Below are 11,755 nucleotides of genomic sequence, written 5' to 3' on the forward strand. Positions count from 1 at the left end.
GGCAAGTCACCGGAGGTCAGTACGGGGCCATCGGGGCACGGCGGCCACGAGGACCACTAAGGACCACGGCGAGCTCGAAGATCATCACCACCCACCGGACAAGACCGCCACTACCGGCCATGAAGGATCATGACCGGCCTCAAGGCGCCGCACCGCCCACGATCAACCACGGCAGGCCACCGCAGGTCACTTCGGGGCGCGGCGGATCACGACGACTCATGACGGACATGGAATTCGCACTTGGCGGGCATGATCTCCGGCACGACCGCTTGACGTTTCGGGGGGAACATCATGAGCAGGCAGAGCGAGGCGTGGAACGCCTGGCCGGCCGACGCGCCGTCCCATGATCCGTACTGGGCGACGCCGTATCGCTACGCATCCGATCCGAGGACGGCTCAGGCCGTGCTCAACGAACTGTTGGACGGGCACGCGTCCGGAGCATTCGGCCCCCACCACCCCGGCGTTCACCTCGGCGATCAGCCCGGCGATCATCTTGGCCATCACCTTGGCCATCAGGAGGCGTCGCCCGTGCGTCGCCCCGCCGCCGTTCGGTCCCCGATATCCCCGCGTCGCGCACGCCGCGCCGGCACCCGCCGCAAGACACGCCCCCGCGACCGGCTGTTGGCCGCGCGGTGGGCGTGGGCCGTCACCCGCATCGCCATGGGCCTGATCTTCCTGTGGGCGTTCGCCGACCGGCTGGCGGGATTCGGCAGACCCGTCTCCGCCTCCCGCTCCTGGCTTAACGGCGGCTCGCCCACTCACGGCTACCTCACCACGGCCGAGGGGCCCTTCGCCGCGCACTTCCACGCCATGGCCGAGCAGCCCTGGACCGACTGGCTGTTCATGTCCGGCATGGCAGGCGTCGGCCTCGCCCTCGTTCTCGGCATCGGCATGCGCGTCGCCGCCGTGTCCGGCGTCACCCTGATGGGGCTGATCTACCTGGCCGGCCTGCCCGTGGAGAGCAACCCCTTCCTCGACCAGCACGTCATCTACGCCCTGGTCATCATCGCCCTCGCCGTCTCCCACGCCGGCGACACCCTCGGCCTGGGCGGCTGGTGGTCACGGACCCGCCTCGTGCGCGCCGTCCCCGCCCTGCGTTGACCGCCCGGCGGCCCGCCGGGGACCGGCCCTCCCCCGCCCGGTCCCCGGCCGGATCCGGCCCGCGTCTGTGTTCGTCGGCAGGTCGCCGCTCCGCCCTCGCCTCGCCCGATCGCCGTCCGAGCGCATTTCGAGTACGCACCAGGCCGGAAAACCCGCTACAGTTTCAGGAGTCACCGCAGGGCGAACCCCCGGCGGGAGACACGCGGACGTGGCTCAGTTGGTAGAGCATCACCTTGCCAAGGTGAGGGTCGCGGGTTCGAATCCCGTCGTCCGCTCGGAGGGGTCTTTCGGTCATACGCTGACAGGGCCTCCTCGGTGGAGTGGCCGAGAGGCGAGGCAGCGGCCTGCAAAGCCGCGTACACGGGTTCAAATCCCGTCTCCACCTCATCAGCAGGGGCGATTAGCTCAGTGGGAGAGCGCTACCTTGACACGGTAGAGGTCACTGGTTCAATCCCAGTATCGCCCACTCCTTACCCATCCCCAGGTCGGCGACCTGGGGATCTTTTATTTTTCGATCATCGACCAGGCGGACATCCGGCCGCCCGGCCGTGATCGGCGTCCTGAACCGCCACGGTCATTGGGCCGGTCATACGCCGGTCATGGGCGCGGTTCCGGATTCGGCGTCGTCGGCGCGAAGTGGTCGTCGAGGGCGGTCGCGGCGGCCACCTCCGCGGGCACCTCGACGACGCGGGAGCGGAGCCATTCGCCGAGGCCCTTGGCCTGCGCGTCGAAGCGCGCCCGGTAGGCCACGCCCTCGCCGAGGATGTCGTGGACGACGAAGTTGACCGCTCGCAGCCTGGGCAGTTCGACGCGGTCGATCCGGAGGCCCGCGGTCTCGGGCAGCAGGATCCGCAGGGCGTCGGCGGTGAGGTGCTCGCGCAGCCACGCCCACGCGACGTCCGTACGCGCCCATACGCCGATGTTCGCCGCGCCGCCCTTATCGCCGCTGCGGGCACCGGCGAAACGGCCGAGCGGAACGCGGACCGTGTCCGCGTCGGCGGACGCGCGCACGTCCGTCGGCCGGGGCGCGGCGGCCTCCGTCGTGGCGGCGTCGGCGGGGTCAGCGGGGCCAGCGGGGTCGGCGGGGTCGTGAGTCTCGTCGAGCTTCGTCGGCGCGAGGGCGCGGGTCTCCGCAGGGGCGGGGATGATCTCTGCGGTGCCGTCGGGGAGGTGCACGGTGTGCGCCGGCACGGTCTGCGGCACGAACGCGGGCCGGTAGCGGCCGTAGACGCGGCCCTCGCCCGGCGGCGCGGCGAGGAACAGCCCCGGGTAGCCGGTGAGCGCGGTCTCAACGGCGGCGTTGGAGAACGCGCGGCCGACCTTCTTGGGGTCGGGGTCGCGGGCGAGCACGGTGAGCCGCGCCGTGGCCTCCTCTTGGACGTCGGCGTCCGGGTGGTCGGTGCGGGCCAGTTCCCAGTCGATCCGGGCGGGCCGCACCGAGAGCGCGCGGTCGAACTGGGCGCGGACCAGTTCGGCCTTCGCCTCGATGTCGAGGCCGGTGAGCAGGAAGGTCATCTCGTTGAGGAAGCCGCCGATCTCGACGACGGAGACCTTCAGGTCGGGCGGCGGGGGCTCGCCGCGCACGCCGCTGACGCGTACCCGGTCCCGGGCCTCCTGGGTGAGCACGATGGAGTCGAGCCGCAGCGTCGCGTCGGGGCCGGGGTAACGCGCGCCCGCCACCTCGTACAGGAGTTGTGAGAGCACGGTCTCGGCGGTCACGGCGCCGCCTGATCCGTCCGGTTTGGTGATGACCGAGGAGCCGTCGGCGGCGATTCTCGCGATCGGGAAGCCGGGGTAGGCGAGGTCGGCGATCTCGGTGAAGAAGGAGAAGTTGCCGCCGGTCGCCTGGGCTCCGCACTCGATGATGTGCCCTGCGGCCATGGCTCCGGCGATCGCGTCATGGTCGGTACGGCTCCAGCCGTGGAACCATGCGGCGGGCCCCACCGTGAGCGAGGCGTCGGTGACCCGCCCGGTGACGACCACCTCCGCGCCCGCCTCCAACGCGCGGACGATGCCGAAGGCGCCGAGGTAGGCGTTGGCGGCCAGCGGCTTCCCGAGGCCGAGCGCGTCCGCCTCGGCGGTCAGGTCGTCGCCGTCGACGTACGCCACGGGCACGTCAAGGTCCTGCGCCCGAGCGAACTCGCGGATGCGCTCCGCCAGCGCCCGGGGGTTCATGCCCCCGGCGTTGGCGACGACGCGGACTCCGCGCTCGTGCGCCGCGCGCAGGCAGCCGGAGAGCTGGGTGAGGAACGTCGACGCATAGCCCATCTCGGGATCCTTCGCCTTCTGGCGGGCGAGGATGAGCATGGTGAGTTCGGCAAGATAGTCGCCGGTGATGACGTCGACCCCGGCCTGGAGGATCTCCTCCATGGCCGCGAGCCGGTCCCCGTAGAAGCCCGAGCAGTTGCCGATCCGCACGCTCCCGGATCCGCTGGTCGTCATCGTCGCCTCACCCTCGGTCGTTCCGCTACGCCGCCGACGGCCGTGACCGCTTGGCCGAAACTATGACACATCCGACTCGATCATGATCCCTCTCCGTCCTCCCGCCGAAGCCCGCGCCCCCGGCGTCGGCGCGCCGGGGACCGGTCGGCATGCCCGCCGGAGGAACACCAATCAGAATCGCTTCTCCGGCCTACCCCGACACCTCCCGTCTCCGGCGTCGGCTCGCCGGGGGCCGCTCAACGTCGGCGTTGGAGGAACGCCTTCATGGCCTCCCGTGCCTCGGCGCTGCCGAACAGCTCCGCCGACCGCTTCGCCATCTCGTCGCCGAGCGTGTCGATTCGGGCCACGAGGTCGTGGTTGAGCAGCCTCTTGGTCTCGCGCAGGCCCTGCGGGGAGCCCAGAGCGAGCTCGGCGAGGACCTCCGCCACGGCGTCCCCGAGCCGGTCGTCGGGTACGGCGCGGGTGACGAGCCCCAGGGACACGGCCTCGGCCGCGTCGAAGACGCGGGCGGTCAGGAACAGGTCGGCCGCCGCGCGGTCGCCGAGCCGCGGGAGCAGGCTGAGCGAGATGACCACGGGGGCGAGTCCGAGCCGTACCTCGGTCAACTGGAAGGTCACCGATTCGGCCGCGATCACGATGTCCGCCGCCCCGACGATGCCGAGGCCTCCGGCGCGCACCGGGCCGCCGACCTCGACGACGACCGGCTTGGGGCTTGTCGCGATCTGGCGCTGGAGCCGCACCAGGGCGTGCGCGCCCTGCGTCATGCCGCCCTCCGACGCCTCGCTCAGGTCGGCGCCGGAGCAGAAGACGCGGCCCGACGACCGGATCAGGATCGCGCGGCTTTCGGTGTCCTCGGACGCGGTGGCGAGGTGCCCCTCCAGTTCGGCGACGAGACGGCGGCTCAGCGCGTTGCGGTTGTGCTCGCTGTCCAGGGTGATCGTCGCGACCTGATCGGCGATGTCCAAGTGAACCAGCTCGGCCTTGTTCATGACTTAGTCCCTTTCGTACGCCGCCGACGGTGAAACCTAGTACATCGGGGGCGTGGCCGTTCCGCCGCAGCAGGCCGAGGGCGGACCTGAAGGTCGCCATCGATATCGCCGAAGAAAGGTGTCGGCGAGGCCGCCGGAGCCTGGTCGCGATGACGCGCGGCACCGAACGTCGGCGCGATGCCCCTGCGGCCGACGAGGGCCGGGATCGGCGGCACAGCCGTCCGCAGGTCGAGATGACGCGCGGCACCCGAATATCGGCGCGATGCCCGTGCGGCCGACGAGGGCCGGGATCGGTGGCGCGCGAGGCGGCGACGCAGCCGACCGCAAGCCGAGATGACGCGCGGCACCGAACGTCGGCGCGATGCCCCTGCGGCCGACGAGGGCCGGGATCGGCGGCACAGCCGTCCGCAGGTCGAGATGACGCGCGGCACCCGAATATCGGCGCGATGCCCGTGCGGCCGACGAGGGCCGGGATCGGCGGCGTGTGAGGCGGTGACGCAGTCGTTCGCAAGCGGCTTGCGTGATTCTGCCGTAAGCTTGCGGCGTGACTGAAACCCGGGCCTCGGGCCGTTCCACCACGCGCAGGCTCGCCGAGGTGGCGAAGAAGGTAGGCGTCAGCGAGGCGACCGTCAGTCGGGTGTTGAACGGCAAGCCCGGGGTGTCCGAGGCGACGAGGGCGGCGGTGCTCACCGCGCTGGACGTGCTCGGGTACGAGCGGCCGACGCAGTTGCGCGGTGAGCGGGCGCGGCTGGTCGGCCTGGTGCTGCCGGAGCTCGGCAACCCGATCTTTCCCGCGCTCGCCGAGGTCGTCGGCGGTGCGCTGGCGCAGCGCGGGTTCACGCCTGTGCTGTGCACGCGTACGGCGGGCGGGCTGTCGGAGGCCGACTACATCGAGATGCTGCTGGAGCAGCAGGTTTCCGGGGTGGTGTTCGCGGGCGGGCACTACGCGGAGGCGGACGCGCCGCACGACCACTACCACCGGCTGCTGGAGGTGCGGCTGCCGGTCGTGTTGGTGAACGCGGCGACCGAGGGGCTCGGTTTCCCCTGTGTGTCCACCGACGACGAGGTGGCGGTGGAGCAGGCGTTCGGGCATCTGGTCTCGCTTGGGCATGAGCGCATCGGCATGGTGCTCGGGCCGGAGGATCATGTGCCGTCCCGGCGCAAGCTGGCCGCGTTTCTCAGCGAGGCGCGGCGGGTGGGGCTGCCGGTGGAGCCGGAGGCGGTGGAGCGCACGCTGTTCTCGCTGGAGGGCGGGCAGGCCGTGACGACCCGGCTGGTGCGGCGCGGTGTCACCGGCATCATCTGTGCCAGCGACGTCCTGGCCCTCGGCGCGGTGCGGGCGGTCCGGCGGTTGGGCCGGTCGGTGCCCGAGGACGTGTCGGTGGTCGGCTTCGACGACTCGGCGTTCATGAACTGCACTCATCCGCCGCTTACCACGGTGCGCCAGCCGATCGAGGCGATCGGCCGCACCGCCGTGACGCTGCTGGTCAATCAGATCGATGGCGCTACCGTGACCGCTGAGGAGCTCTTGTTCGAGCCCGAGCTCGTGGTCCGCGGCTCCACCGGACCGGTACGCGCCCGCATGCCCGCCTGACGCGCGTCGTCGCCGCTCGGCGTGGCGGGGGCGTTCGACGGGCCGGAGCCCTTCGACGGTAGGGGCCGTTCGACGGTCGGGCCGCTCGGCGGGCCGGGCGTACGGGCGGCATCTTGACCCCGGGGGCTCCGGGGGGCGCCACGGTGGCGGAGGAGATTCGTTCACGTCGGTTTCGTCCTGGTTGAGGCGCTTTTCTCGCTCTCAGGTCGTCGCCATCGAGATCCTCCGGCCGCCGAAAACGCGTCCGTGACCTGCCGATCGCCCTCGACGTACCGCTGTGACCAGGACGCCTGGCGGTGCCTTCGCCGTGCCCGGGAGGGCTGTGGTGAAGGCGCCGCCGGCGTCCCGAGGGCGGGCGGTCAGTTGCGGATGATCGTGAACGTGGTCGTGATGTTGCGGATGTCGGTGTGGTTGTCGGTCAGGGTCAGGTTGGTGAAGGTGGCCGAGCCGACCGCCGGACCCTGGCCGGGCTCGGGGAGTTCGTTGGCCCAGATGGCGAAGCCGGACTTGGCGTCGAAGGCGTCGCCGCTCTTGCGGGCCCCGGAGATCTTGACGTTGGTGAAGACGGTGTCGGTGATGGGGTTCTGCGCGACGCCGTTGGTGCCGTAGTTGGTCTGGAACATGATGCCGTGGTACGTCGGATCGACGATGTCCACGTTGCTGACGCGGATCGCCCGGAACTGCTTCTGCGCGGAGAAGACCCAGATCGCCGGGAAGGTCTGGGCGCCCCAGAAGTGGCCGCCCGCCCGGACGATCGAGATGTTCTCGAAGCGGGTCTCGCCGGGGCCGAAGTCCCGCATCGGGAAGCCGAAGTCGAGCGAGCTGATCGTGATGCCGGAGTAGACGAGCGTGTCGGCGATGTAGACGTTGCGGACGGTGTTGTTCTGGCCGCCGTAGACGGCGATGCCGGCGGCGCGCCAGGTGAGGATCGAGGTGAGGTTCTCCAGGACGTTGCCGGACTGGTCGCCGCCGTTGCCGTCGGTGGCGGCGAACAGCGCGAAGCCGTCGTCGCCGGTGGCGCGGGCCTCGACGTTGCTGACCAGGTTGTCCGTGCTGCCGTTGGTGAAGTTGCCGCCGTCGGCGAACAGGTTGCGGATCCGGGAGTTCTTGATCGTGACGTGGTCCACGTGCGCGCCCCAGTACATGCAGACCTGGTGCTCGACCCAGATGTTGTCGATGGTCATCCGGGACACGTTCGTCATGTCGAAGATCTTGCCGGGGCCGTTGACGCGGGAGGTGTAGTTGCCGAAGTGGGCGAAGTTCGCGAACGTGGAGCCGTTCGACGACGCCTCCGTACGCCAGCCGACGTCGGTGTTGTCCTGGCCGGACGGGGAGTGGAACCTCGTGTACCAGGGGCCGGCGCCGATGACCTTGACGGCCTTGCCGTACACCTGGAACTTGCCGTTGGTCTGGTAGTCGCCCGCCGGGAGGTAGACGCCCTCCAGCGCGGGGTCCTGGCGGGCGCGGTCGAGCGCGTTCTGCACGTCCTGGTGGGTGAACCCGGCCGGTACGGCGTAGCGCGCCGGGTCGGGGTTGGCGATGGGTGCGACCTGTTCGAGGTTGATGAAGTCGATGGCGTACCTGCTGGTGTTGGCCGCGTCCTTCTGCAGCCGGATCCTGCTGCCCGCCGGGACGGTGCCGTTGAGCATGATGTTGGCCTCGTCGTAGATGTGCCGCGGCGGCCCGGCCGAGGGCGAGTTGCCCGGCTCCGCCTCGGGGCCGTACAGCCAGGCGTACCTGGAGGTCAGGTTGAGCGTCTTGTGGAACACGCCGTCGACGTAGACGTTGAGCGTGGCGTCGATGCCGCCGCCGCCGGGCGCGTCGGGGATGGAGAAGCGGGTGACCAGGGTGTTGGTGGGGGCCTTGGTGGTGAACTCGACGTAGGCGCCGGTGGTGTTGAGGGTCACCGCGCGCCGCCCGGACGCCTCGCCGGCGATGTCGCCGACCGTCCGGTTCGGGCCGACCACGGCCGCTCCCCCGCCGACGACGGCGTCCTCGGCCTCGTAGATGTCGTACGGCATGCGGGCGCCGCGCCCGACGAACATCTGAGTGGTGCCGGTGTTGTTCGCCCGCTTGACCGGCAGCTCGTTGGCGTCGGCGGCGATGACGGTCCGTACGGTGTACTCGCCGTTGGCCGCCGTCCAGGTGCCGAGGGTGACGGGGGCGGTGGTGGCGCCGGGGGCGATCGCGCCGGTGTACGAGCCGGTGAGCGTCCTGACGGTGGCGCCGTCGGCGTCGAGCACGGTCAGGGTGATGCCGTGCGCGCCGCCCGCGGAGGCCACCGTGCCCTGGTTGCGCAGCGCCACGGTGAAGGTGACCTCGTCGTTGGCGGCCGGGTTGCCGGGCGTCCAGGAGACCGCGGCGGCGACCAGGTCGGAGCTGTCGACGGGCCGCACGACCAGCGCGGACGGCGCGGTGAAGACGTTGTTGCCCTCGTCGCGCTCGACGACGTCGTTGTCCTCGTCCACCTTGGCGACGGCGGAGTAGGTGCCGGCGTCGCGGGCGCCGATGTTCGCGGTGACGGTGGCGGACGCGCCGGGGGCGAGCGCGCCGACGGCGGCGCTGCCGACCTTGGCGTCGCCCAGGAAGAAGGCGACGTCGGTCGCGCCGGAGGCGACGGTGCCGGCGTTCCTGACCGTGGCGGACAGGGTGACCGCGTCGGTCTCGACGGGCGACGCGGGCGACCAGGTGAGGCCGGTGACGGTCAAGTCCGGGTTCGGCGCGGGCTCGCCGATGACCTGGAACTCGGCGACCTGGCCGCCGGGCGCGCCGCTGTTGGCGGTGAAACGCAGGCGGACGTCGGCGGCGGTGGCGTCGAGCGGGATCGTGACGGTGTTGCCGGAGGCGGGGTTGAAGGCGTACGTCGCGGCGGGGACCAGGGTGGCGAAGGAGTCGCCGTTCTGGGTACGGCCGAGCACCTCGATGGTCTGCGTGCGCGGGCCCCAGATGGGGTCGGGGTTGAGCTTGAGCACGACCGCGGAGATCTCGGCGTTGGCGCCGAGCGAGACGGTGAGCGTGCTGGGGTGACCGTTGCCCTCCCAGTACGTGGTCACGTCGCCGTCGTTGGCGTTGCCCGCGACGTAGACGTGCGTGTGGGAGGAGGACTCGATCGGCTTGCCGAGCGCCAGGTCGGTGCCGGGGGGATCGGGGTCGGGGTCCTGGGCCGGGCCGTACGCCTCGAACTCGGAGATCTGGCCGGCGGGCCACTGGGTGTTGGCGGTGATGTTCAGCCGGATGTAGCGGGCCGTGGCCGTCGCGAAGGTGACCGTGGCGGCCGGGTTGAACAGGCGCGCGGCGGAGGGCGCGAGCTGGGTGAAGGTGTTTCCGTCGAGGCTGCCGCGCACGTCGAACGTCTGCGACCTGCTCTCCCAGTGGGCGGGGAGCCTGAGCACGAGCTCGTTCACGCTGACGGCGCGGCCCAGGTCCACCTGGATCCACTGCGGGAAGGCGTTGTTGGCGCTCTCCCAGTAGGTGGCCTGGTTGCCGTCGGTGGCGTTGGCGGCGGGGTAGCCGTTCTGGGTGCTCGCGACCGTGACGGTCTTGCCTGCGGCGAGGTTGGGCCCGGCGGCCGCGGCGCGGGCCCGGGCCGCCACCGCCGGGGACGCCGGCAGTCCGGCGGCGATGAGGGCGGCGACCGTCGCCGCGATCAGGGATAGGAGAACCGATCTGTGCCTCATGGGTTGCTCCCTCTCGGGGGGCTGAGGGGTGGGGGGGTGGGCACACCATAAGATGACCAACAAATCACTGCAATGTTCCAACTTCATTTCGCAAATGTCCGACTCCGGACATGCATCGGTTGCTACCACGAAGCCGCAGGCAGTGCGTCTGGTCGAGCGGCCGGGCCGATTCCCCGATCATGCAAGCGCTGACGTCGTACGGCCGCAAGCCGACGCAAGCCTTTGCGGCGACTTTCGCCGGTTTGCGTACACGGAAACACCACAGGTCACGGGCCCGCCGGCGACCGCCCGCGCGCCGCCCGGAGCCCATGCCACAAGGTCATCGCCAGTACGACGCGCATGTTTGACGTGATTTAGTTGTTATCTTGCGCGATACCATCAAGATATTGCTGCCTTCTGTTCGCGTGTCTATGCTGACGCCACACGGCGGGGCGCCACACCGTCCCACGAACGTGAAGAAGGGCCAGACGATGAGCAGATCGGGCTATCGCAGGACCGTGGGGTTGATCCTGATGGCGGGCCTGGGCGTGAGCGCCGCGGCGTGCGGCGGCGACCCGGCCGGGACGGGCGGCGGCGGGCAGGGCGCCCAGGCGGGCGCGAAGGTGAGCATCACCGTGGCCTGCCAGCCGGCCAAGACGGCGCCGGAGAACCGCAAGGCGTGGGACGACGACGTCGCCGAGTTCCAGAAGGCGCACCCGAACGTCGTGGTCGCCAGCACCGACCAGCAGCCCTGCTTCGACCCCAAGACGTTCGGCCCCAAGCTCGCCGGCGGCCAGATGGAGACCGTCTTCGTCGTCCCGGTCACCAACTACAACGAGGTGATCGGCAAGCGCCAGGCCCTCGACATCACGCCGTACATCGGCGAGATCAAGAACTGGAACGACCTGCGCCAGGACGTCCGCGACCTGGTCACCAAGGACGGCAAGGTCTATGGCGTGCCGAACGTGCACTACAGCGTCGGCCTCGTCTACAACCGCAAGCTGTTCACCCAGGCCGGCCTCGACCCCGACAACCCGCCCAAGACGTGGGCGGAGGTCCGCGAGGCCGCCAAGAAGATCGCCGCGCTGGGGCCGGGCCACGTCGGCTACGGCGAGTACTCCGGCGGCAACACCGGCGGCTGGCACTTCACGATGCAGGTGTACGGCCGGGGCGGCGAGATGGTCACCCCCGACGGCAAGAAGGCCGCCTTCAACTCCCCCGAGGGCAAGGCCGTGCTGCAGAACCTCTACGACATGCGGTGGACCGACAACAGCATGGGCGCCAAGCTGTACAACGGCTGGGAGGCCCTGATGCTGGCGATGGGCGGCGGCAAGGTCGGCATGATGCTCGGCGCGCCCGACGTCGTCACCGACGTGGTGCAGAAGTTCAACGGCAACTACGCCGACTACGGCATCACCGGCTTCCCGGAGGCGAAGGCGTCGCTGAGCGGCGGCGAGGCGTACTTCATCAACCCCAAGGCCACGCCCGAGCAGGCCAAGGCGGGGCTGCAGTGGATCGACTTCCAGTTCAACACCGTCGGCAAGGGCCGGTTCAACTTCGCGCGCGGCAAGCAGATCGGCAACCCGGTCGGCATCCCCGACAACGACGTGTACGGCGACTCGCCCACCGGCAAGGCCATCCAGGAGGCCCGCCAGGCGAACGCCGCGCTGCCGGTGTCGAACTACCAGCCGTACGTGGACGCCTCGGCGACGATCCCGCCCAAGATGGAGCCGCCGTACGCGCAGGAGCTGTACGCCGTGCTCGACGTGGCCATGTCGGCCGTGCTGAGCCGCCGCGACGCCGACATCGACAAGCTGCTCGCCGACGCCGAGGCCAAGGCGAACGCCGTACTGGCGAGCAAGGGCTGACCTGATCGTGGCCGGTGGCATCGAGACGACGCGGGCGACGGGCTCCGGATGGCGGCTGCGGCCGCCGCCGGGGCCCTCCCCCCGGCGCGGGTCCCCCTCAAACCC

Annotated in this window: 6 protein-coding genes and 3 tRNA genes; 6 read left to right on the forward strand and 3 right to left on the reverse strand. The window is 70.7% G+C overall.

Annotated elements, in window-relative coordinates; translation table 11 throughout:
• Positions 1-291 precede the first annotated feature (291 nt).
• The 4 genes from AB0K60_RS14190 (at position 292) to AB0K60_RS14205 (ending at position 1,567) form a co-directional block, all read left to right on the forward strand.
• A complete protein-coding gene (locus AB0K60_RS14190; RefSeq protein ID WP_364053256.1) occupies positions 292-1,101 on the forward strand; it encodes a hypothetical protein in 810 nt (269 codons plus the stop codon).
• Between the two features lie 202 nt (positions 1,102-1,303).
• Positions 1,304-1,376 (forward strand) — tRNA-Gly (locus tag AB0K60_RS14195).
• Between the two features lie 39 nt (positions 1,377-1,415).
• Positions 1,416-1,486 (forward strand) — tRNA-Cys (locus tag AB0K60_RS14200).
• 9 nt (positions 1,487-1,495) lie between these two features.
• Positions 1,496-1,567: transfer RNA gene (locus AB0K60_RS14205), tRNA-Val, on the forward strand.
• Between the two features lie 131 nt (positions 1,568-1,698).
• Here the strand turns inward: AB0K60_RS14205 and AB0K60_RS14210 are convergent.
• Together AB0K60_RS14210 and AB0K60_RS14215 are read right to left on the reverse strand one after the other, a co-directional pair.
• Positions 1,699-3,543, reverse strand: a complete 1,845-nt coding sequence (locus AB0K60_RS14210) for an acyclic terpene utilization AtuA family protein (protein ID WP_364053259.1) — start codon at positions 3,541-3,543, stop codon at positions 1,699-1,701.
• 236 nt (positions 3,544-3,779) lie between these two features.
• On the reverse strand, positions 3,780-4,532 hold the full coding sequence (locus tag AB0K60_RS14215) for an enoyl-CoA hydratase-related protein (protein WP_364053262.1): 753 nt from the start codon (positions 4,530-4,532) through the stop codon (positions 3,780-3,782).
• A gap of 544 nt (positions 4,533-5,076) precedes the next feature.
• On the opposite strand from AB0K60_RS14215, the gene AB0K60_RS14220 reads away from it, so the two are divergent.
• Positions 5,077-6,126 carry a LacI family DNA-binding transcriptional regulator gene (locus AB0K60_RS14220; protein WP_364053265.1) on the forward strand — a complete coding sequence of 350 codons (1,050 nt, stop codon included), beginning with the start codon at positions 5,077-5,079 and terminating at the stop codon, positions 6,124-6,126.
• A gap of 359 nt (positions 6,127-6,485) precedes the next feature.
• On the opposite strand, the gene AB0K60_RS14225 is transcribed toward AB0K60_RS14220, so the two are convergent.
• Positions 6,486-9,803, reverse strand: a complete 3,318-nt coding sequence (locus AB0K60_RS14225) for a discoidin domain-containing protein (protein ID WP_364053268.1) — start codon at positions 9,801-9,803, stop codon at positions 6,486-6,488.
• 470 nt (positions 9,804-10,273) lie between these two features.
• On the opposite strand from AB0K60_RS14225, the gene AB0K60_RS14230 reads away from it, so the two are divergent.
• On the forward strand, positions 10,274-11,650 hold the full coding sequence (locus AB0K60_RS14230; protein WP_364053271.1) for an extracellular solute-binding protein: 1,377 nt from the start codon (positions 10,274-10,276) through the stop codon (positions 11,648-11,650).
• Positions 11,651-11,755: the final 105 nt, after the last annotated feature.

Source organism: Thermopolyspora sp. NPDC052614 (assembly GCF_040678635.1).
Lineage (GTDB): Bacteria > Actinomycetota > Actinomycetes > Streptosporangiales > Streptosporangiaceae > Thermopolyspora.

Bases quoted from the DNA above. Each gene is read 5' to 3' on its own strand.
- AB0K60_RS14190 (WP_364053256.1), top strand. From the start codon at position 292: ATGAGCAGGCAGAGCGAGGCGTGGAACGCCTGGCCGGCCGACGCGCCG.
- AB0K60_RS14210 (WP_364053259.1), bottom strand. From the start codon at position 3,543: ATGACGACCAGCGGATCCGGGAGCGTGCGGATCGGCAACTGCTCGGGC.
- AB0K60_RS14215 (WP_364053262.1), bottom strand. From the start codon at position 4,532: ATGAACAAGGCCGAGCTGGTTCACTTGGACATCGCCGATCAGGTCGCG.
- AB0K60_RS14225 (WP_364053268.1), bottom strand. From the start codon at position 9,803: ATGAGGCACAGATCGGTTCTCCTATCCCTGATCGCGGCGACGGTCGCC.
- AB0K60_RS14230 (WP_364053271.1), top strand. From the start codon at position 10,274: ATGAGCAGATCGGGCTATCGCAGGACCGTGGGGTTGATCCTGATGGCG.